At 62.5% G+C, this 20,879-nt stretch carries 18 protein-coding genes; 15 read left to right on the forward strand and 3 right to left on the reverse strand.

Annotated elements, in window-relative coordinates:
* A complete protein-coding gene (gene mobB / locus AACH39_RS03655; protein WP_338620927.1) occupies positions 1-492 on the reverse strand; it encodes a molybdopterin-guanine dinucleotide biosynthesis protein B in 492 nt (163 codons plus the stop codon).
* 87 nt (positions 493-579) lie between these two features.
* Between mobB and moaC the strand changes: the two genes are divergently transcribed.
* From moaC to prmB, 14 genes are all read left to right on the forward strand, one after another.
* The gene (gene moaC / locus AACH39_RS03660) at positions 580-1,074 is read left to right on the forward strand and encodes a cyclic pyranopterin monophosphate synthase MoaC (RefSeq protein WP_215782391.1); all 495 of its coding nucleotides are present in this window, start codon (positions 580-582) and stop codon (positions 1,072-1,074) included.
* Positions 1,075-1,278: 204 nt separating this feature from the next.
* Positions 1,279-2,895, forward strand: coding sequence for a methyl-accepting chemotaxis protein (locus tag AACH39_RS03665; RefSeq protein WP_215782390.1), 1,617 nt, complete (start codon positions 1,279-1,281; stop codon positions 2,893-2,895).
* A gap of 107 nt (positions 2,896-3,002) precedes the next feature.
* Positions 3,003-4,232 carry an MFS transporter gene (locus tag AACH39_RS03670; protein ID WP_215782389.1) on the forward strand — a complete coding sequence of 410 codons (1,230 nt, stop codon included), beginning with the start codon at positions 3,003-3,005 and terminating at the stop codon, positions 4,230-4,232.
* 60 nt (positions 4,233-4,292) lie between these two features.
* Entirely contained in the window at positions 4,293-5,054 is a 762-nt protein-coding gene (locus AACH39_RS03675; RefSeq protein ID WP_215782388.1) for a TOBE domain-containing protein, read from the forward strand.
* A gap of 17 nt (positions 5,055-5,071) precedes the next feature.
* Positions 5,072-5,815, forward strand: coding sequence for a molybdate ABC transporter substrate-binding protein (modA, locus tag AACH39_RS03680; RefSeq protein WP_215782387.1), 744 nt, complete (start codon positions 5,072-5,074; stop codon positions 5,813-5,815).
* Entirely contained in the window at positions 5,812-6,219 is a 408-nt protein-coding gene (locus AACH39_RS03685) for a TOBE domain-containing protein (RefSeq protein ID WP_338620928.1), read from the forward strand. Before modA (AACH39_RS03680) ends, AACH39_RS03685 begins: the two co-directional genes overlap by 4 nt.
* Positions 6,219-6,896: a molybdate ABC transporter permease subunit gene (gene modB / locus AACH39_RS03690; protein WP_338620929.1), complete on the forward strand. Its 678-nt coding sequence runs from the start codon at positions 6,219-6,221 to the stop codon at positions 6,894-6,896. The genes AACH39_RS03685 and modB overlap by 1 nt, the downstream gene beginning before the upstream one ends.
* A complete protein-coding gene (locus AACH39_RS03695) occupies positions 6,896-7,762 on the forward strand; it encodes an ATP-binding cassette domain-containing protein (RefSeq protein WP_338620930.1) in 867 nt (288 codons plus the stop codon). The genes modB and AACH39_RS03695 overlap by 1 nt, the downstream gene beginning before the upstream one ends.
* A 93-nt stretch (positions 7,763-7,855) precedes the next feature.
* Positions 7,856-8,614, forward strand: a complete 759-nt coding sequence (modA, locus tag AACH39_RS03700) for a molybdate ABC transporter substrate-binding protein (protein ID WP_338620931.1) — start codon at positions 7,856-7,858, stop codon at positions 8,612-8,614.
* A complete protein-coding gene (locus AACH39_RS03705; protein WP_338620932.1) occupies positions 8,586-9,407 on the forward strand; it encodes a transporter substrate-binding domain-containing protein in 822 nt (273 codons plus the stop codon). The genes modA (AACH39_RS03700) and AACH39_RS03705 overlap by 29 nt, the downstream gene beginning before the upstream one ends.
* A 287-nt stretch (positions 9,408-9,694) precedes the next feature.
* A complete protein-coding gene (gene pabA / locus AACH39_RS03710) occupies positions 9,695-10,294 on the forward strand; it encodes an aminodeoxychorismate/anthranilate synthase component II (protein ID WP_215782381.1) in 600 nt (199 codons plus the stop codon).
* Positions 10,291-11,319, forward strand: a complete 1,029-nt coding sequence (gene trpD / locus AACH39_RS03715) for an anthranilate phosphoribosyltransferase (RefSeq protein ID WP_215782380.1) — start codon at positions 10,291-10,293, stop codon at positions 11,317-11,319. The genes pabA and trpD overlap by 4 nt, the downstream gene beginning before the upstream one ends.
* A 67-nt stretch (positions 11,320-11,386) precedes the next feature.
* Entirely contained in the window at positions 11,387-12,760 is a 1,374-nt protein-coding gene (locus AACH39_RS03720; protein ID WP_215782379.1) for a phosphomannomutase/phosphoglucomutase, read from the forward strand.
* 2 nt (positions 12,761-12,762) lie between these two features.
* Entirely contained in the window at positions 12,763-13,686 is a 924-nt protein-coding gene (gene prmB / locus AACH39_RS03725; protein ID WP_215782378.1) for a 50S ribosomal protein L3 N(5)-glutamine methyltransferase, read from the forward strand.
* Positions 13,687-13,743: 57 nt separating this feature from the next.
* On the opposite strand, the gene AACH39_RS03730 is transcribed toward prmB, so the two are convergent.
* Positions 13,744-16,041: a GGDEF domain-containing protein gene (locus AACH39_RS03730; protein ID WP_215782377.1), complete on the reverse strand. Its 2,298-nt coding sequence runs from the start codon at positions 16,039-16,041 to the stop codon at positions 13,744-13,746.
* 224 nt (positions 16,042-16,265) lie between these two features.
* On the opposite strand from AACH39_RS03730, the gene AACH39_RS03735 reads away from it, so the two are divergent.
* Positions 16,266-16,724: a cytidine deaminase gene (locus AACH39_RS03735; RefSeq protein ID WP_338621269.1), complete on the forward strand. Its 459-nt coding sequence runs from the start codon at positions 16,266-16,268 to the stop codon at positions 16,722-16,724.
* 72 nt (positions 16,725-16,796) lie between these two features.
* Here AACH39_RS03735 and purL read toward each other — a convergent pair whose 3' ends face one another.
* Positions 16,797-20,753 (reverse strand): phosphoribosylformylglycinamidine synthase, encoded by a 3,957-nt coding sequence (gene purL, locus AACH39_RS03740; RefSeq protein WP_215782375.1) that lies wholly within the window; start codon positions 20,751-20,753, stop codon positions 16,797-16,799.
* Positions 20,754-20,879 lie beyond the last annotated feature (126 nt).

The raw sequence follows: 20,879 nt of genomic DNA on the forward strand, positions 1-20,879 counted from the left end.
TCAGTTCTTTCTGCTCCAGTCGGCGACAAAGTCTGCCACCGCCTCGATATCATTCAGATCCAGCACGGGAATGGGCGCGTCCAGAGCGGCATCGCTGGCCACCGCAATGATGCGGGGGTCTGCCGGATAACGCGGCGGCTTGCCGACGCCCGGCCGGTAGACTTCCAGCTTGGGCAAGGCCAGCTGCTTCTGCCCTTCCAGCAGCACCAGGTCAACCGGTGACAGGTGCGACAGCTGGGCTTCGAGCGTCGGCTCGACAGAGACATCGGCGAACACTGCCCAGCGGCCGGCAGACAACACCATGACCTCGGCAGCACCGGCCTGTCGCAGCTGATAGCTGTCCTTGCCCGGTTCATCGAGCTGCAGGGAATGATGGGTATGCTTGATGACCGACACGCGCAGGCCACGCCGCTGCAGCGCCGGCAACAGCTGCCTGATCAGTGTGGTTTTGCCACTGCCTGACCAGCCGATCACGCCAAGGGTTTTTTGCATCTTGTCCATTTCGCCTTCGCCGCGCCACTTGTTGGCCGGGCGCGCAGGCGTTATGTTAGCCCAATTTTATATTCAACAGGCCCATTCATGTCTTCTCTCACCCATTTCGATCAAGCTGGCCAGGCGCATATGGTCGACGTCGGCGACAAGCCGGAAACCCGCCGCAGCGCAACCGCCACTGGCCATATCCGCATGCAGCCGGACACCCTGCGCCTGGTACTGGATGGCCGGGCCGGCAAAGGGGACGTCATCGGCGTGGCACGACTGGCAGCCATTCAGGGCAGCAAGCACACCGCCCACCTGATTCCGCTGTGCCACCCGCTGGCCCTGACCCATGTCAGTGCCGACTTCGGGATCGACGAGACCCTGTCCCGCGTCACACTGACCGTGACCACCGAAACCCTGGGGCGCACCGGGGTGGAGATGGAAGCACTGACCGCCGTGATGGCCGGCCTGCTGACGGTCTACGACATGCTCAAGGCCGTGGATCGCGGCATGCAGATCGATGGCGTCCGGCTGCTGGAGAAACAAGGCGGCAAAAGCGGGCACTGGCGTGCTGCGGCCCAGACACCGACATCATGACATGTGTTTTTTTAACCAGTGACCCTGGCCACTATTGCAGTCTCGCCAAGGATACGTATAAATAAATAGTCAAATTGCATGACAACTCAAACCAATAACAAGCGGACGAGCCGGCTCTGGTCGCGCCCGTCCGGCACGACGCGGGCCGCCTGAGCGGCTGCCAACCACCGGCTGGCGCGCCCCGTTGGACAGGGAGTGCGCGCCATGACCATCATCCGCCAATTATCGCTGACCCTGCTGACAGCATTGAGCGCCCTGCTGCTGATCGGCGGCTATGGCGTCTGGCAGATCCATCAGGCGCAAGCCCGCTTCAACTATGTCGAGAACGATACCTTCCCCAGTCTCAAGGTGATGAACACCGCCGTGCGGGCCGCCAGCGAGATTCGCAGCGCCACCCTCAAGCATGTCATGGCCCAGGATGGCGGCACCAAATCGGAGCAGGATCAGGTCATCAGCGACAATGACAAAGTTTTCGATGCGGCCATGGCGGACTACCTGGCGCATGACGTGGCCAACGAGGAAGACCGCAAGATGCTGCTGGCCGACAAGGCCGCCATGGCGGATGTGCGCGAGCTGCGCGAGAAAATCCTGACCCAGTCGCGCGCCTATCACAGCGATGAGGCTCGCCCGCTGCTGATGGGCGCCTTCTCGGACAGCATCGCCAAGCTGATGAAAACCCTCGACAAGCACGCCAAGTTCAACTATGACCAGGCCGAGGCACTGGCCGCGCAAAACAATGTCGCCTATGCCACCGGCCTGGGCCTGGGACTGGTGGTGATCGTTGCCGGCTTCGTGCTGTCGAGCCTGCTGGCCGTCAACCTGTTCCGCACCATCCGCCGCGGCCTGGGCAGTATCGAAACCACACTGGCCGATGTCAGTCACAGCCTGGATTTCACGCGGCGGGCACAGGTTCTGCGCCGCGACGAAATCGGACTGACGGCCATGGCCTTCAACGGACTGCTGGACCGGCTGCAGCAGAATCTGCGCAGCCTGAGTGATGGCGCCCAGCAGGTGACCGTGGCCGCCCGCCGCCTGGCCGAGACCGCCGACCAGGTCTCAAGCACCTCGCAAACGCAGAGCGAAACCGCCGCCAGCATGGCCGCCACCGTCGAACAGGTCACCGTCAGCGTCAACCATGTTGCCGAACAGGCCCGTCTGGCACGCGAGGAGGTCAAGGCGGCCGCCTCACTGGTGGATGAGGGTTCCTCCATCATTGGCCACACCATTGACGACATCCGCAGTATCTCGAGGGCGGTCAAGACCTCGGCCGCCAGCATTGAAGAAATGGTCGGCTACAGCGCGCAGGTCAGCTCGGTGATTCAGGTCATTCGGGAGGTCGCGGATCAGACCAATCTGCTGGCCCTGAATGCAGCCATCGAGGCCGCACGCGCCGGCGAGCAGGGGCGCGGGTTTGCCGTGGTGGCCGACGAGGTGCGCAAACTGGCCGAACGCACCGCCATTTCCACCCAGGAAATCTCGCAGACCATTGCCACCATGGTGGAAAGCTCGCGCCACGCCACCGAGCAGATGCAAACGGCGGCTGAACTGGTGGAGTCCGGCGTCAGTCGTGCCGACCAGGCCGATCAGGCCATTCGCCGCATCGGCGAGAGTGCCAGCACGACCACGCGCAGCATGAGCGCCATTGCCGAAGCGATTCAGGAGCAAGGAGGGGCCAGCAACGTCATCGCCCAGCAGGTGGAACAGACTGCCCGCATGTCCGAAGCGGCCCATGCGGCGGCGGCCGTCACCCTGGACAGTGCGCGCGAGCTGGATCAGTTGGCGCAGAACCAGATGACCACGCTGGCGCAATACCGCTTCTGAGTCACGCACAATCATGATTCAATTCTGATTAAGATTGATCCGATTCTGATCCGCCTGTCAGCTCAATACGATGTCATGGTTACTGATACCATTGTATTGAGCTTTTCATGCCTGACTTGCGACGAATGCTGCCGCCGCGCCCGGATGCGACGGCGACCGCTTTTATCTGTGCGACCTTCCTGACCGGGATTGCCAGCGCACTGCAAACGCCGACCCTGAGTCTGTTTCTCTCCGGCACCCTGCATGCCGACGCCGCCATGGTCGGCCTGTTCTATGTCTTCAGCGCCCTGATCGGCATTGCCGTCAGCCAGGGACTGGCGGCTTATTCCGACCGCATCAGCCAACGCAACAGCCTGATTCTCAAGTGCTGCCTGATCGGTGCCGGCGGCTGTCTGATGTATGCCCTGGTGCGCAGCTACTTGGTCTTGCTGATTGCCGGCTCCATGCTGCTCAGTATGGGTTCAGCCGCCAACTCGCAGATCTTTGCCCTGGCGCGCGAGTATGCCGACCAGTCCGGCCGCGAGGCCGCCCTGTTCAATGCGCTGCTGCGCGCGCAGATCTCGCTGGCCTGGGTGGCGGGACCGCCGCTGGCCTTCATGCTCGCCCTGGGGTTCGGTTTCAGGGTGATGTATGGTTGCGCGGCACTGGTATTCATTCTGTGCGGGACACTGACCTGGCATGCCCTGCCCAGGCTGCAGAAAGCGCCGCGCGCTCACCCTGCCCGGCGCGAAGCCGTCACGGCCCCGCGTCGGGCACCACAGCGCGACATCCTGCTGCTCAGCCTGACCTTTGCCCTGCTGGGCACCAGCAACTGCCTGTATCTGATCAACATGCCCCTGTATCTGGCTCACGACCTGCACCAGCCGGCACGCTGGGCCGGCTGGCTGATGGGCTGTGCCGCCGGGCTGGAGATTCCCGTCATGCTGCTGGCCGGACTGTGGTCGCGCCGCGTCGGCAAACGTCGCCTGGTGCAGACGGCGCTGCTGGCCGGACTGCTGTTCTACCCGACATTGTTGCTGGCGCAGCATTTGTGGCAATTGCTGGCACTGCAATTGCTCAACGCCTTGTTCGTCGGCATCACCGCCGGCATCGGCATGCCCTATTTCCAGGACATGATGCCCGGCCGCGCCGGCAGCGCCACCACGCTGTACAGCAATGCCATGCGCTGCGGCTGGATCGTGGCCGGCGGCCTGACCAGCGTGCTGGCACAAACGATGGGCTATCGGACCGTCTTCGGTGCGGCCTTCCTGCTGGCACTGCTGAGTCTGTGCTGCCTGCAGTGCATCGGCAGACCGCTTCCTCTGTTTTACGGCAACCTGCGCCCGCGCCAGGCATGAGGCTGGCATTCCGGATGCAGACGGCGTATCGTTATGTACATTGCTACATAACGATACGCCATGTCTGCTTCTGCCCTGCCCGTTTTTGATCGTCACCAGGCCATGCGCCTGTCTCTGCTGCGTGCCCTGGCGGCCTGCGGCTCGATCAGCGCTGCCGCCCGGCAGGTCGGTCTGAGCTACAAGGGCGCCTGGCAAATCCTGGAGAGCATGAACAACGCCAGCAGCGAGCCGCTGCTGATCCGCAACAGTGGCGGCAGCGGTGGCGGCGGCACGCGCCTCACGGCGCGCGGTCAGGCGTTGCTGGCGGCCGGCGACTTGCTGACACGCATGGCCGAAACCCTCGGTGCCGCGCTCGAGGGCCAGCACCAGGGCACCCTGCTGGCACGACTCGGTCTGCAGACCTCGGCCCGCAACCAATTGATTGGCCACGTAGCCCGGGTGGATGTCGGAGCGGTCAATGATCTGGTCCATGTCACCCTGCCCAACCGCCATGAGCTGCAGGTCAGCATTACCCGGGAAAGCAGCCGGCACCTGCCGCTTGATCCCGGCAGCGAGGTGCTGCTGCTGTTCAAGGCCGGCGCCCTGCTGCTGACCCGGCCGCAGCATGCGGCCGGCATTGCCCTGCCCAACCGGCTGGATGGCCGCGTCAGCCAGATCCTGCCCGGCACGGTCAACAGCGAAGTGACGCTGACCCTCCCCCAGGGCGTCGAGCTGCACGCCATGCTCGACAGCGGCACGCTGGCCGAGCTGGCCCTTCAAACCGGACAAGAAGCCTCGGCCCTGATCAGCCCGGGCGACATCATTCTGGCCACGCTGGCCTGACCTCAAGGAAATACGCCATGAAAAAAACCCTACTCTGCACGCTGATCGCTCTGTTGCCGCTGGCCGCCCAGGCGGCGCCGGTCAAGGTGGCGGTTGCTGCCAACATGCAGTACGCCTTCAGCGATATCGCCACCGCCTTTACCCGCGACACCGGTGTGGCGGTTCAGCCGTCCTACTCTTCCTCGGGCAAATTCGCCACCCAGGTCATGGCCGGCGCCCCCTTCGAGCTGTTCCTGTCCGCCGACAATACCTTTCCGCAAAAACTGCAGGGTGCCGGCTTCACGCTGAACGCACCGAAAACCTATGCCATCGGCACCCTGGTGCTGTGGTCGCTGGACAAACAGTTTGACGCCGAACACTGGCAGCAATGGCTCAAGAGCGCCGGCGGCAAGGTGGCGATTGCCAACCCGCAGACAGCACCTTATGGCACGGAAGCCGTCCACGCACTGAATTACTACCACCTGAGCGAGGCCGTGCAGCCGCGTCTGGTCACCGGCGACAGCATTGGTCAGACCGCGCAGTTTGTCTCCAGTGGCGCCGCACAGGCCGGCTTTGTCGCCAAGTCACAGGTCGTTTCTGCCCAGATGCAGGGTCAGGGACGCTGGGTAGAGCTGCCGGCACAAAGCCATGACCCGATCATTCAGGACATGGTGCTGCTCAAGCCGGCGGCGGCCAATCCGGATGCCCGCAAGCTGTTCGACTATCTGCAAAGCCCGGCGGCGCGCGCCATCCTGCAACGTTACGGCTACCGTCTGCCATGAACCGTCTGAACGCCACGGTCACCGCCATGCATCAGTCGGATGGCATTTTGCTGCTGGAGGCCATGACCGGCTCACAGCATTGCGCCGCCCTGGTACTGGGCGACAGCACGGCAGCCCGTTGGCAGCCGGGTCAGCCGGTCACCCTGGCGTTTCGTGAAATCGATGTGGCACTGGCCCGCGACCTGTCGGGCCAGTTGAGCATCCGCAACCGCTTGCCCTGTGATGTGCGCGCCGTCAGTCATGGTCAGTTGATGAGCAGCATCCTGCTGGATTTCGCCGGCCAATCGCTGCAGGCGGTGGTGACCCGCAGCGCGGCCGAGCGTCTGGCACTGGCCCCCGGCATGGCAGTGCTCGCGCTGATCAAGGCCAACGACATGCAACTGGCCCTGGAAGTCCAAACGTGATGCCCGATCTCGCCCCTCTCTGGCTGTCTGCCAGACTGGCCACGCTCACCACGCTGATCCTGCTGTTGACCGGGGTGCCGCTGGCTGGCTGGCTGGCGCACCGGCGCTCGCGCCGCAAGGCGCTGATCGAGACGCTGATCTCGATGCCGCTGGTGCTGCCCCCCTCCGTCCTGGGCTTTTATCTCTTGCTGATCCTGTCCCCGACCGGTCACTTCGGCGGCTGGCTGCGCGAGCAATTTGGCCTGCAGCTGGTGTTTTCCTTTCCCGGCCTGGTGCTCGGCTCGGTGCTGTTCAGCCTGCCCTTCATGGTGCAGCCGGTTGCCGCAGCGCTGGCGGCGCAGCCCGCCAGCCTGCGCGAAGCAGCCTGGACACTGGGTCGTTCCCGGCTCAACACCTTTCTCTGCGTGGAGTTGCCCTGCGTGCGTGCGGCGCTGACTGTCGGCGCCGTCATGAGCTTCGCCCACACCGTGGGGGAGTTTGGCCTGGTGCTGATGATCGGCGGCAACATTCCGGGCGTGACCCAGGTAGCCTCGATTGCGGTGTACCAGCAGGTCGAACAGATGAACTACCCGGCGGCCCATCTGTATGCCGCCATCCTGTGCGGCTTCGCGTTCTGTGTGGTGCTTTGCGTCAATCTGCTGCGCCGGCATGCCGAGCGAACGGGAGGGGCGGTCTGATGCGCTTCGACCTGCATCATCACAGCCCGGACAAGCGCTTTTCGCTGCATGTCGAAGGGCATTGTCCGCTGGGCAAGACCACGGCGATTTTCGGGCCATCCGGCGCGGGCAAGACCACCTTGCTGCGTCTGCTGGCCGGGCTGGAAACGCCGCTGGCTGACAGTTACCTCCATCATGGCGAAGAAATCTGGTTCGATCAGCGTCAGCATCTGCCGGTACAGCGGCGCGGCATCGGCATGGTTTTCCAGGATTTTGCCCTGTTCCCGCACCTGAGCGTGCGCGACAACCTGACATTTGGCGCCCGGCGCCAGGATAAGGCGCTGGTGGACTCGCTGCTGGACTGGACAGGTCTGGGCAGCCTGGCCGGACAGCGGCCGCAGGCCCTGTCGGGCGGGCAGCGGCAACGGGTGGCACTGGCGCGGGCGCTGGCCTGCCGCCCGCGACTGCTGTTGCTCGACGAACCACTTTCGGCACTGGATCAGACACTGCGACTGGAGCTGCGCCAGATGTTGCGTGACATGCAGCAGCAGCTGGGCTTCACCATGGTCCTGGTCAGCCACGATCTGGCCGAGGTTTTCAGTCTGGCCGATCATGTCCTCCACCTGTCACAGGGACGATTGCTGGCTCATGGCACCCCGGCGGCACTGTTTCTGCCCCACAGCGATGATCGCAGCCGCTGTCAGCTGCACGGGACGGTGTTGGCCATCCGGCCGGCAGATGTGCTGTGGCGCATCAGCGTGCAGGTGGGGCAGGAAATCGTGGTGGTCCTGGTCAGCGCCGAAGAAGCCGGCAAGCTGGCCGTGGGTGACGGGGTAGTGCTGTCGGCCGGTGCCTTGAGCCTGTGGCCGGAAGCGCTGCCGGGCTGAGCCCGAATGGATACCCGAGAGGACAAGGGAGCGCTAGCCAGGTCGCATGGATTACGCTAGCTTTATATCAATAACCCTTTTCTCTGGTAAGTCATGGCCATGAAGCGACTCGGCGGCTTTTTCCTGATGTGTTTGCTGGCCGGATCACTGGCCGCGCAGCCACTGAAGGTGGCCGTGGCCAGCAATATTGCGCCAGCCTTTCGCGAGATCGCGAGCGACTTCACCCGGATCACCGGTACCCCGGTCGAAGCGGTCTACGATCAGGCCGGCAAGCTGACGGCGCAAATCATCAATGGCCATCCTTACCGCCTGTTTCTGTCTTCGGACGATACTTTTCCGCAGATTCTGCACGCTGACGGTCTGACCATTGGCCCGCCGCAGCCCTATGCCACCGGCACGATTGTCCTTTGGTCCATGCGCCCGGATTTCACCCCGGCCAACTGGCAGCGCTGGCTGCAGACCACCAGCGGCAGCATCGCCATACCCAGCCCGCAATTCACCGCCTACGGTCAGATGGTGTTGCAGATCCTGGATTACTATCATCTGCGCGACGGCCTGAAGAAGCGGCAGATCAACGGTGCCAACGTGGCGCAAACCGCCCTGCTGGTGAACCAGAAAGTGGCTGATGCCGGCTTTGTTTCGCTGGCGGAAGTCATGTCGCCAGCCAATCGGGGACGCGGACGCTGGGTGATCATGCCCGCTGCCAGTCATCCGCCCATCATTCTGACCATGGTCTTGTTGCGCGGCGCCGAGTCGGATCCGGCTGCCAAACGTTTATTTCATTATCTGACCGGCCCGACGGCAGGCGAGGTACTGCGACGCTATGGCTATACCCCTCCCGTACTCAACTAAACGGCTTGGCGGCTGGCTGCTGCTGGCATGGCTGCTGACCCGCCTGGGCCACCCCGCCTGGGCGGAGCAGCTTGCGCCGGAGTTGCTGCTGGTCCTGACCGAGCAGCAGCCGCCCTACAGCTTCATGAGCGGCCAGGGCAATATTGACGGGATGGGTACACGCATGACCCGGGCCATTCTTGAGAAGGCCGGCTTGCGCGGACAATTCATGTTGTACCCATGGGCTCGCAGCCTGACCCTGTCGCGCACCAGACCGAACACCCTGATCTACGGGCTGGATCGCAGCCGGGAGCGGGAGAAATCGTTTATCTGGATCACCCCGCTGGCGACGCATGAACGCTGGATCTACCGTTTGCGCGGCACGGTGCCGGGATCGATCCGCACGCTGGCCCAGATCCGCCATCAGGGCATGGTCTGCGTCGTGAATGACGACATTGCCGAAGATGATCTGCGCCGCGAAGGGTTTGTCGAGGGGCGCAGTTATATCAGCACCAACAGCTACGCAGACTGTATCCGCCTGGTGGAAAGCGGCACGGTACCCTACCTGGTGGAATCCCCGGATTCACTGGCCTGGGAGCTGAGTCTTGACTGGAAGCTGCGCAGCAAGTTTGAAGCCGTCACCCCGCTGCCGGCGTCGCGGCACGAACCGATGTATCTGGCCGCCAGCCCCAACACCGATCCGGCCGTCATTGCCAGGCTGCGCGCCGCTGCTGCAGCCTTGAAGGCCAGCGGTCAGCTGGAGCAAATCCGCAAGGATTTTTCCCTGCGGCTGAACACCACCCCCAGCCAGTAACCGAACGGAGCGCCCTGGGTCGCCGAGACTTCGCGGCGCCCGACAGCCGCCCTCTCAGGCATCCTGTGGTATGATTGCTGACAGAACCAGCCGCGCCACGCGCGACTGTCTGCTGACAGAAAACTGCGCAAACCTCCGTCTTTGCTCCACAACCTCTTCATCCGGCCCGAACACGGCATCCATGCGTGCCGAAAAAGTTGCCGCCAGGGGCAAATGCAAAGACAATGTCGTTTGTCTGCAAAGGGTTCTACCCGCCTCTCTATCCAGCAAAGGCCAGCCACCGCACCATGCTCCTGATGATCGACAATTACGACTCCTTTACCTTCAACCTGGTGCAATACCTGGGCGAACTGGGTCAGGACGTGCGCGTCCATCGCAATGACGAAATCAGTGTGGCGCAGATCGAGGCCATGCAGCCGGACTATCTGATTATCTCGCCCGGACCGTGCACACCGAACGAAGCAGGCATCTCGCTCGAGGCCATCCGTCATTTTGCGGGCAAGCTGCCGATTCTGGGCGTGTGCCTGGGCCACCAGAGCATCGGGCAGGCCTTTGGCGGCCGCATCATCCATGCACAGACGCTGATGCACGGCAAGGTCTCTCCGGTCCGGCACCATGGCCAGGGGGTATTTGCCGATCTGCCCTCGCCGGTGAGCTGCACGCGTTATCACTCGCTGGTGATCGAACGCGCCACCCTGCCCGACTGCCTGGAAATCACCGCCTGGACGGATGATGGCGAGATCATGGGCGTACGGCACAAGACCCTGCCCATCGAGGGCGTGCAGTTCCATCCGGAATCGATTCTGACCGAGCATGGCCACGCCATGCTGAACAATTTTCTGCAAGCGCACGCCGGCTGGCCCCGTGCGCGTGAGGCACAGGCATGATCACACCGCAAGAAGCATTGAACCGGTTAATTGACCAGAACGAATTGTTTTACGACGAAATGCTGGATCTGATGCGCCAGATCATGCGTGGCGAGATCTCGCCGGCGCTGACGGCCGCCATCCTGATCGGGCTGCGTGTCAAGGTGGAAAGCGTGCTGGAGATTGCCGCGGCCGCCACGGTGATGCGCGAATTCTCCGAGCGCGTGCCGGTCAGCCGGCGCGAACATCTGGTGGACACCTGCGGCACGGGTGGCGACAAGACACACAGCTTCAACATTTCCACGGCGGCCGCCTTTGTGGCCGCTGCCGCCGGCGCGCGCGTGGCCAAGCACGGCGGACGCTCGGTCTCCTCCAAATCCGGCAGTGCCGATGTCCTGGAGATCCTCGGCGTCAACATCAACCTGAATGCGGCAGCGGTCGGCGAATGCATCGACCGCATTGGCATCGGCTTCATGTTTGCCCCCAACCATCACAGCGCCATGCGCCATGTGGCCCCGATCCGGCGTGAGCTGGGCGTGCGCACGGTCTTCAACATTCTGGGGCCACTGACCAATCCGGCCGGCGCCGACAACCAGGTCATGGGGGTCTTCCATCACGACCTGGTCGGCATCCAGGCGCGGGTACTGAAGGAACTGGGCAGCCGCCACGTGCTGATCGTGCACGGCATGGACGGGCTGGATGAAATCACCCTGAGCGACAACACCTGGATGGCCGAACTGAAAGACGGCGCCATCCATGAATCGATTCTCGATCCGCGCGATTATGGTTTTGCCCGCAGTGAACTGAGCGCCCTGCGCGCCGACTCTGCCGAAGCCTCGGCCGCCATGATCGAAAAGGTCCTGGCGGGACAGGCATCGGCAGCGCTGGACATTGTGCTGATCAATGCCGGCGCGGCGATTTACACCGCCGGCGTGGCCGACAGCCTGGCAGACGGCATCGAACGCGCCCGTGAAGCTGTCCGCAGCGGCGGAGCGCAGCAGAAACTGCACGAGCTGATTACCACGAGCCAGTCTCTGGCCGGCTAAACACATTCTGTCGGCCGGCCACGAGGTCGGCCGATGCCATTTACCTGATTGAAATTACCCGACAATCATGAACAAACTCTCCAAAGACATCTTCAAGGCTTACGATATTCGAGGCATCGTCGACAAGACGCTGACCGTGGAAACCACCCGCCTGATCGGCCAGGCCATTGGCTCGGAAGCGCGCGCCCGCAAGGTCAGCCAGGTCGTCATCGGCCGCGATGGCCGCCTGTCCGGCCCGGCACTGTCCGAGGCGCTGGCTGACGGTCTGCGCGCGGCGGGGATCGATGTCATCGATATCGGTCGCGTCGCCACGCCGATGCTGTATTTCGCCACCCACCATCTCGGCACGCAGTCCGGCGTCATGGTGACCGGCAGCCACAACCCGCCGGAGTACAACGGCCTGAAAATGGTCCTGGCCGGTGACACCCTGTCGGGCGAAGACATCCAGGCGCTGTACCAACGCATCGTCGACGGCAATCTCGACAGCGGCGAAGGGCAACTCTCCAGCGCCGACATCAGCGAAGCCTACTTCGACCGCATTACCGGTGACATCAAGCTGGACCGCCCGATCAGCGTGGTCGTCGATTGCGGTAACGGGGTGGCCGGTGCCTTTGCCCCCATCCTGTTCCGCCGCCTGGGCTGCCGGGTACGCGAGCTGTTCTGCGATGTTGATGGCACTTTCCCCAACCACCACCCCGATCCGGCCAAACCGGAGAATCTGAAGGACGTGATCGAAGCCCTGGAAAAGACGGACGCGGAAATCGGTCTGGCTTTCGACGGCGACGGCGATCGTCTCGGTGTGGTGACCAAGGACGGCAACATCATCTGGCCGGATCGCCAGTTGATGCTGTATGCCGCCGACGTACTGGAACGCAACCCCAAGGCCAAGGTGATCTATGACGTCAAGTCGACGCGCCTGCTCAAGCCCTGGATCAAGGAAAACAAGGGCACGCCGGTGATGTGCCGTACCGGCCACAGCTTCATCAAGGCCAAGATCAAGGAAACCGGAGCCCTGCTGGCCGGCGAGATGAGTGGCCATGTGTTCTTCAAGGAGCGCTGGTACGGCTTTGACGACGGTATGTATACCGGTGCCCGCCTGCTGGAAATCCTGGCGCGGGTCGAAGATCCGAGCGAGCTGCTCAACGCCCTGCCCAACGCTGTTTCGACTCCCGAACTGAACCTGAAAACCAAGGAAGGCGAAAACCACAGCCTGATCGAGGCGCTGCAGACCAGCGCCCGCTTCGATGGCGCGGAAGAAGTCATCACCATGGACGGTCTGCGGGTTGAGTATGCCGACGGTTTCGGCCTGATGCGCGCCTCCAATACCACGCCGGTGATCGTGCTGCGTTTCGAGGCCGACAATCAGCCGGCACTGGAGCGCATCATGGCGGACTTCCGCCGTGAACTGGGCAAAGCCACCAGCGCCAAGCTGCCGTTCTGAGGATGAACATGGATAACAACACGCCTTACCGTCAGGCGGCAGAGACGCTGCACACCGTCCGCGATCTGTTGCGCTTTGCCGTCACCCGTTTCAACCAGGCAGAGCTGGCTTATGGCCACGGCACGACCAACGCCTTCGACGAAGCTGCCTATCTGGTGCTGGCCAGTCTGAACCTGCCGCTGGACCAGCTTGACCCCTACCTGGATGCACGACTGCTGCCGGATGAAATCCGTGATGTGGTAGAGCTGATCGAGCGACGAGTCGAAGAGCGTGTTCCGACGGCCTATCTGACGCACGAAGCCTGGCAGGGTGAGTTCAGTTTCTATGTCGATGAGCGGGTGATCGTGCCACGCTCGTTTGTCTACGAGCTGCTGGGCGAGCCCCTGGCCCCCTGGATCGAGTACCCGGAACTGGTGCACCGCGCCCTTGATCTGTGTACCGGTTCCGGCTGCCTGGCGATCCAGATGGCACATCATTATCCGGATGCCGAAATCGATGCCGTGGACATCTCGCTGGACGCGCTGGAAGTGGCCGCCATCAACGTCGAACAGTACGGGCTGGGTGAACAGATCAACCTGATTCATACCGACCTGTTCGAGGGCCTGGCCGACCGTTACGACCTGATCGTTTCCAATCCGCCCTATGTGGATGCCGAATCGGTCGATGCCCTGCCCGACGAGTATCTGCACGAGCCGGAGCTGGCCCTGGGCTCGGGCCAGGATGGCCTGGATGCCACCCGGGAAATCCTGCGTCGCGCACCGGAGTTTCTCAATGAGCGTGGCGTGCTGCTGGTCGAAATCGGCCACAACCGTGAAGCCCTGGAAGCGGCTTTCCCGCAGCTGCCGTTTGTCTGGCTGGAAACCAGCGGCGGCGACGGTTTCGTCTTTCTGCTCACCAGAGAGGACCTGGTCGCCGGCCTGCAATGACCCGACATGACAAATAAAAATGCCCACCTGTCTGGTGGGCATTTTTTTCGGTCAGTTTCAGGCCGATTTGAGTGACTCACCGGCTTCGCGCTCGGCAATCCATGCCATCAGGCCACTGGCCGACACGGGGGCCGATATGGCAAAGCCCTGTCCCGAGGTGCAGCCGATCTCCAGCAACCGATCCCAGATTGGCTGACTCTCTACGCCCTCTACCACCAGTTTGCGGCCGGTATAGTGGGCAAAGGAGATCATGCTGCGAATAATGGCCTCATTGCCCGGGGCCTTGAGCAGCTTTCGCACGAAGCGCTGATCGATCTTGATGGTATCGAAGGGCAGCTGCTGCAAATGCACCAGCGAGGACGCCCCGGTACCGAAATCATCCAGGGCAATGGAAATACCGTAATCGCGGCAGCTTTCCAGCTTGTGGATGATTTCTTCAGCCTCTTTCTGCGAGACCGTTTCCAGCACTTCCAGCTCGAGATGTCCATCCGGAATCGGATGACGCATGATCAGCGCCTGGATGCGCGGCAGGAAGCTTTCGTGACGCAGCGTCATGGCAGACAGGTTGACACTGACCGGGATCAGCTTGCCCTGGGCCATCCAGACGCTGGAGTGCCGCAAAGCCTCGCTCATCACCCACCAGTCCAGCTCGCGCATCAGGTCGGTATGCTCAATGGCCGGGAAAAACTCGCCGGGCGACATATAGCCTTCCGGCCGGCGCCAGCGCACCAGCGCCTCAACACCACTGACCGAGTGGTCGACCAGATTAATCTTGGGCTGATAGAACAGCTCGAGCTCATCTTCGGCCAGCGCACGGGCAAAATCACCGCGCAGGGCATGCATGCGGCGGATCTCGACATCCATGCCCTCATCGTAGAAGCGGCAACGCCCGCCGCCCGCTTCACGCGCACGGATCAGTGCGAGATCCGAGCAGCGCATCAGCGCCGAGGCTTCGGCCGAAGCAATATATTCCTGTACCACGCCGATACTGCAGCGCAGGCTGACCTGTTCGCCCTGACACTGGATCGGCGCGCGCATGGCCTCCTGCAAATCAGCCACCAGCTGGTCCAGCGGCTGACTGATGTCGCTGACGGCCACGAATCGCGCCGCCCCGACCCGGCCGACCAGACCGTGCGGCAAGGCACGCTGACTCATGCGCAGGGCCACTTCGCGCAGCACCATGTCGCCCGAGGCGTGCCCCATGCGGGCATTCAGTTCGTGGAAGCCGTCAATGGCCAGCGTCACCACACCAATCTGTTTGTCGGGCACGCCGTGCTGAATCATCTGCCCGATGCGTTCCAGCATCAGTTGCCGGTTGGGCAGACCGGTGAGCGGATCGTGCTGAATCAGGTAGGCCAGATCGTGCTCGGCCTGCTGACTGCGGGCCATGGCATCGAGTCGTTCCAGTGCGTGACTGATTTCCCCCGCCATGGCGCGCACCAGGCCGACCGTATCCTGATCGAAATAGTGACTTTGCCTTGCGTACAGCACCAGGGTCCCCACGGGCTGACCGTAGAGATGCAGCGGGATGGACAGCATGCTGCGCACGCCGCTGGCGAGAATGGCTTCGCGCCAGGGCTTCAGACTCTCTTCACGCGAGACCTCATCCACACACTGCACTTCACCGCTGGTGATGGCACGTGCGGATGGCGACTGGCAGGACAAGTCGATGCGAATCGCCGGGATGAAGGATTCGGCGCCGCTGCCGGCCATGGCAACCGGGACAATGTGCCGTTCGGTCAATTCGACCTGCCCGATCCAGGCATGCGCAAAGCCGCCGTGCTCGACGCACAGGCGGCAAATGTCTTCGAATAGTTGTTCACGACTCTGGGCATTGATCAATGCCAGGCTGACGCTGCTCAGGGTGGCATACAGACGTGCGGCAGAGGCGTTGGCATCGCGGCCACTCACCATCTGCAACTGCGCCATGAGGTCCAGCGCCATGCGTTTGCGCAACGCTTCTTCCAGCGCCTCGCGAATCAGTGATGGCTCGGTCAGCGCGGCAGCCTCATTGGCCAGATGTTCGGTCAGGCACTCCGCCAGCCCGCCCAGGGCCGCCAGGGGCACCCCCTGCTTCACGGCCTGAGCCATCACGCTGGCGGACTGATCCGGATCGCTGCAGCCGGTCAGCATGCGCTCCAGGGCCTGGATCAGTGTATCGACCTGGCGCGCCAGGACCACGTCCGGCCGAGCCCCTTGCGTATGTTTGAGCAAATACCAGAACAGCTGTTTGGCCAGCGCGTCCCGCCGGGCAAACAGCGCATGACTGTAGGCCGTCAATACGGCCACATGTTCGGCAGACAGCCCGACGATCCGGCCAAGCGCTTCGAGCATCGACCCCGCGCTTTTCTCCATGCCTGATGTGCCCATGATTGATATGGAATATTCCAATGTAATCTTCGAAGCCCCGCGCCTGCACGCTTTGGCGCTTCGTCCAACAACGGGCTTAAGCCTAACAGAGAATAATTATTTTTGCCACACGCAATAAACATTTTAAATATTCAATTACATACAACTCGGATGCTGGCAATGCGGCAGTTATGAGCATTGCAATCATCATCATGATTGACAGTTTTGATATGAAGAGAGATTATCCTCTCCCCACTCAAGTGCAGACGAGAGACCTTATGTCCAACAGCCAAATTAACTGGTCGGAACTGGAATCAGCCGCGCGCCAGGTTGCCGCCAATGCCTATGTGCCTTACAGCCACTTTGCCGTCGGTGCCGCCATCCTGACGGCTGACGGCCACATGTTCACCGGCTGCAATGTTGAAAATGCCTCTTTCGGGCTGACCAACTGCGCCGAACGCACAGCGGTGTTCGCTGCCCGCGCCCAGACCAATATGCGAGAAGTGATCGCAGTCTGCGTCTATACCCCGACCGATGTGCCTACACCACCGTGCGGCGGATGTCGTCAGGTACTCAACGAGTTCGGACCGACCATGCAGGTCCGCCTGATCTGCAATGGCAAGGATGTGATCAGCACCACGCTGGATCAGCTGCTGCCCGGCGCCTTCGGTCCGAAGAATCTCGACTGAACGACATCGTCACACACGAAAAAGGCCAGCGAACATCGCTGGCCTTTTTTTACACCTGCCGCGGCAGCCGGATCAGCCCACCCACTTGCGGGCAGAGGCAAACATGCGGTACCAGGCACCGTTTTCGCCCCAGTCCGCCGGGTGCCAGCTGTTCTGCACGGTACGGAACACGCGCTCCGGGTGCGGCATCATGATGGTAAAGCGTCCGTCTTCGGTGGTCAGACCGGTAATACCGGCCGGCGAGCCATTCGGGTTGAGCGGGTAGGTTTCCGTCGCGCGGCCATCGAGATCGATGTAACGCAGAGCGACATGCGCCTTGCCCTGCGCCCCGGCGGCAAATACCGCCCGGCCTTCACCGTGACTCACCACGACCGGCAACTGACTGCCCACCATGTCGCCAAGGAAGATCGACGGCGAATCAGCAACTTCGACCATGGCAAAACGCGCCTCGAACTGCTCGGAAGCATTGCGACGGAACACCGGCCAATGTTCGGCACCCGGGATCATGCCGGAGAGGTGCGACATCATCTGGCAACCGTTGCACACCCCCAGCGCGAACACATCCTGACGGGCGAAGAAGGCCTGGAACTGCTCCCGTGCCCGGGCATTGAACAGAATGCTCTTGGCCCAGCCTTCACCGGCACCCAGCACGTCTCCGTAGCTGAAGCCGCCACACGCCGCCAGACCATGGAAGTCAGCCAGCGAGAGGCGCCCGGAGAGGATGTCACTCATGTGCACATCCACGGCCGCAAACCCGGCGCGGTCAAAGGCAGCCGCCATTTCCACCTGGCCATTGACGCCCTGCTCGCGCAGGATTGCCACGCGCGGACGATGGCCGCTCTGGATGTACGGCGCCGCCGGGTCTTGCTGAACATCGAAGGACAGGTTGGCAAACAGGCCGCGCGACTTGCTGTTGGACAACAGCAAGTGTTCGCTGTCGGCGCAGGCCGGATTGTCTCGCAGGCGTTGCAGCCGGTAGCTGGTCTCCGACCAGGCGCGCTGCAAATCGGTGCGGCTCTCGTTGAACAGTTCCTGACCACGATGCTTGATGATCAGGCGATCCTTGTTGTTGATGCGCCCAAGGACAAACAACTCGCGACCGATACCCGCCTGCATGAAGCGCGAAATGACTTCGGCGGTATGCACCTTCTTGACCTGCAGCACAGCGCCCAGCTCTTCATTGAACAGCACGCGCATGACGCGGCCACGGGTGGCGGCTTCCGGCGTCGGCTGCACGAAGTCATCAATATAGCGCTGGGTCTTGCGGCGCTCGATCACCAGCTCCTGCAAATCGATCGACAGGCCGACATGGCCGGCAAACATCATTTCCGACAGCGTGGCGAACAGGCCGCCATCCGAGCGGTCGTGATAGGCCAGCAACATGTCGTCGCGAATCAGGCTTTGCAGCGTGTCAAAGAACGACTGCAGTTGCTGCGGGCTCTCCACATCCGGCGAACGGCCACGCAGGTGCTTCCAGACCTGGCCGTAGATCGAGCCGCCAAGACGGCAGCGGCCATAACCGAGGTCGATCAGGATCAGGTCGGTGTCTTTCTCGTCCTTCAGGTCAGGCGTGACCGTCTTGCGCACATCCTGAACCGGCGCGAAGGCCGACACGACCAGCGACAGCGGTGCTGTCACCGATTTTTGCGTCTCGCCCTCCTGCCAGACGGTCTTCATCGACAGGGAGTCCTTGCCTACCGGAATCGACAGCCCCATGTCGCAGGCCAGACTCGATACGCCCTCCACCGTCTGGTAAAGGTTGGCATCTTCACCCGGGTGACCGGCAGCCGCCATCCAGTTGGCAGACAGCTTGACGTTGGACAGACTGCCGACATAAGCCGCGGCAATATTGGTGAGTGCTTCGCCCACGGCCAGACGACCGGAAGCCGGCGCATTGAACAGGGCCGACGGCGCACGCTCGCCCATGGCCATGGCTTCGCCCAGATAGCTGTTGAAGCCCATGGCGGTCACGGCAACGTCGGCTACCGGCACCTGCCAGCGTCCGACCATCTGGTCGCGCGCGGTCAGGCCGCCGACGGTGCGGTCACCGATCGTGATGAGGAAGGACTTGTCGGCCACCGTCGGGTGGCGCAGCACGCGGTAGGCGGTTTCGCGCAGGTCATATTGCGCGGCATCGAACACTTCGAAGGCGAACTCGCGGCTGCTGACGTCACGCGTCATGCGCGGCGGCTTGCCCAGCAACACCTCCATCGGCATGTCGACCGGGAGATTGTTGAAATGATCATCGCGCACCTGCAGACGACCGTCGTCGGTCGCCGTCCCCACCACGGCGAACGGGCAGCGTTCGCGCTCGGCCATGGCACGGAAACGCTCGAGATCCTGCGGCAGGATCGCCAGCACATAGCGCTCCTGCGACTCATTGGACCAGATCTGCATCGGCGTCATGCCGGCATCTTCGAGCTGAATCTCGCGCAGATTGAAAATGGCACCACGCCCGGCATCATTGACCAGTTCCGGGAAGGCGTTTGACAGGCCACCCGCCCCGACATCGTGAATCGACACGATCGGATTGGCTTCGCCCAGCTGCCAGCAGCGGTCAATCACTTCCTGGCAGCGACGCTGAATTTCCGGGTTGCCACGCTGCACCGAATCGAAATCCAGGTCTTCGTGATTGGCCCCGGTATCCATGCTGGAGGCCGCACCGCCCCCCAGGCCAATGAGCAGGCCAGGACCGCCCAGCTGGATCAGCAAAGCGCCTTCCGGGATGCGATCCTTGCGGATCTGGCGCCCCTGAATATTGCCCAGACCGCCGGCAATCATGATCGGCTTGTGATAGCCGCGCATTTCGCCGTGGTACATCTCTTCGAAGGTACGGAAGTAACCGGTCAGGTTTGGCCGGCCGAATTCGTTGTTGAAGGCGGCCGCGCCGATCGGGCCTTCGATCATGATGTCGAGCGCCGAGGCGATGCGCGAAGGACGCCCGTATTGCGGCTGGTCCTTCAGATAGTGTTCCCAGGGCTGCACAAAGCCCGGGATATTCAGATTGGAGACCGAGAAACCACACAGGCCGGCCTTGGGACGCGAGCCGCGTCCGGTCGCACCTTCGTCACGGATCTCCCCGCCCGAACCGGTGGCGGCACCGGCAAAGGGGGAAATCGCTGTCGGGTGGTTGTGGGTTTCCACCTTCATCAGGATGTGGGTCGGCTCCTCGTGATAGGCATAGCCGGCATCCGATGCATTCGGGTAGAAACGGCCCACGGTGGCGCCTTCGATGACCGAGGCATTGTCGCTGTAAGCCACCAGGGTACCTTGCGGGTGCGCCTCATGGGTGTCGCGAATCATGCGGAACAGCGATTTGTCGCGCGCTTCGCCATCAATCACGAAGCTGGCATTGAAAATCTTGTGGCGGCAATGCTCCGAATTGGCCTGAGCAAACATCATCAGTTCCACATCGGTCGGATTGCGCTGCAGGCGCTGGAAGTTTTCCACCAGATAATCGATTTCGTCGGCCGACAGAGCCAGACCCAGCGTCAGATTGGCCTGCGCCAGCGCCGAACGGCCGCCCGACAGGATGTCGACACTGGTCAGCGGCTGTGGCGGCACATGCAGGAACAGACGCTCGACGGCGTCGAAATCGGCCAGAACGGTTTCGGTCATGCGATCGTGCAGCAGCGCGGCCAGCTGGCTGCGCTCGTCCTCGGTCAGTGCACGGTCGGCCGCAGCCCGATAGGCGGTGGCGCGCTCGACGCGGCGCAGGCCGGTCAGACCGCAGTGATGGACGATGTCCGTGGCCTTGGAGGCCCAGGGCGACAGCGTGCCGAGACGTGGCACCACCAGAAACAGCTCACCGGCCGGTTCCGCCGCCGGAGCAGGCTCGCCATAGGTCAGGACTCGGGCAAGCAATTCCTGGCCTGTGGCGTCGAGTGGCACATCGCTCTCGACAAGATGCCAATACTCGGCGGAAAGATTGATTTCAGGCAGACCGGCAGCCTGCGCTGCGGCGATGAGTTTTTCCAGACGGAACTGTGACAGGGCGACTCCACCCCGCAGCTTGATAATGTGAGCCATTCAGCACCCGCGACAAGTTTCAGGAAAGCGCGTCATAATACCAGTAAATATGCGGTCAGTTTAAGCAATCTGCCATTCACTGTCCGAGACTAAAACATTCACTCCGCATTTCTATAAATTTCGCCC

This window comes from Paludibacterium flexuosum (assembly GCF_037076605.1).
Lineage (GTDB): Bacteria > Pseudomonadota > Gammaproteobacteria > Burkholderiales > Chromobacteriaceae > Paludibacterium.

What these genes read in the sequence shown, in the direction of transcription:
- mobB (WP_338620927.1), bottom strand. Translation starts at nt 492, where the DNA reads ATGCAAAAAACCCTTGGCGTGATCGGCTGGTCAGGCAGTGGCAAAACC.
- moaC (WP_215782391.1), top strand. Translation starts at nt 580, where the DNA reads ATGTCTTCTCTCACCCATTTCGATCAAGCTGGCCAGGCGCATATGGTC.
- AACH39_RS03665 (WP_215782390.1), top strand. Translation starts at nt 1,279, where the DNA reads ATGACCATCATCCGCCAATTATCGCTGACCCTGCTGACAGCATTGAGC.
- AACH39_RS03670 (WP_215782389.1), top strand. Translation starts at nt 3,003, where the DNA reads ATGCCTGACTTGCGACGAATGCTGCCGCCGCGCCCGGATGCGACGGCG.
- AACH39_RS03675 (WP_215782388.1), top strand. Translation starts at nt 4,293, where the DNA reads ATGTCTGCTTCTGCCCTGCCCGTTTTTGATCGTCACCAGGCCATGCGC.
- modA (WP_215782387.1), top strand. Translation starts at nt 5,072, where the DNA reads ATGAAAAAAACCCTACTCTGCACGCTGATCGCTCTGTTGCCGCTGGCC.
- AACH39_RS03685 (WP_338620928.1), top strand. Translation starts at nt 5,812, where the DNA reads ATGAACCGTCTGAACGCCACGGTCACCGCCATGCATCAGTCGGATGGC.
- modB (WP_338620929.1), top strand. Translation starts at nt 6,219, where the DNA reads ATGCCCGATCTCGCCCCTCTCTGGCTGTCTGCCAGACTGGCCACGCTC.
- AACH39_RS03695 (WP_338620930.1), top strand. Translation starts at nt 6,896, where the DNA reads ATGCGCTTCGACCTGCATCATCACAGCCCGGACAAGCGCTTTTCGCTG.
- modA (WP_338620931.1), top strand. Translation starts at nt 7,856, where the DNA reads ATGGCCATGAAGCGACTCGGCGGCTTTTTCCTGATGTGTTTGCTGGCC.
- AACH39_RS03705 (WP_338620932.1), top strand. Translation starts at nt 8,586, where the DNA reads ATGGCTATACCCCTCCCGTACTCAACTAAACGGCTTGGCGGCTGGCTG.
- pabA (WP_215782381.1), top strand. Translation starts at nt 9,695, where the DNA reads ATGCTCCTGATGATCGACAATTACGACTCCTTTACCTTCAACCTGGTG.
- trpD (WP_215782380.1), top strand. Translation starts at nt 10,291, where the DNA reads ATGATCACACCGCAAGAAGCATTGAACCGGTTAATTGACCAGAACGAA.
- AACH39_RS03720 (WP_215782379.1), top strand. Translation starts at nt 11,387, where the DNA reads ATGAACAAACTCTCCAAAGACATCTTCAAGGCTTACGATATTCGAGGC.
- prmB (WP_215782378.1), top strand. Translation starts at nt 12,763, where the DNA reads ATGAACATGGATAACAACACGCCTTACCGTCAGGCGGCAGAGACGCTG.
- AACH39_RS03730 (WP_215782377.1), bottom strand. Translation starts at nt 16,041, where the DNA reads ATGGAGAAAAGCGCGGGGTCGATGCTCGAAGCGCTTGGCCGGATCGTC.
- AACH39_RS03735 (WP_338621269.1), top strand. Translation starts at nt 16,266, where the DNA reads ATGAAGAGAGATTATCCTCTCCCCACTCAAGTGCAGACGAGAGACCTT.
- purL (WP_215782375.1), bottom strand. Translation starts at nt 20,753, where the DNA reads ATGGCTCACATTATCAAGCTGCGGGGTGGAGTCGCCCTGTCACAGTTC.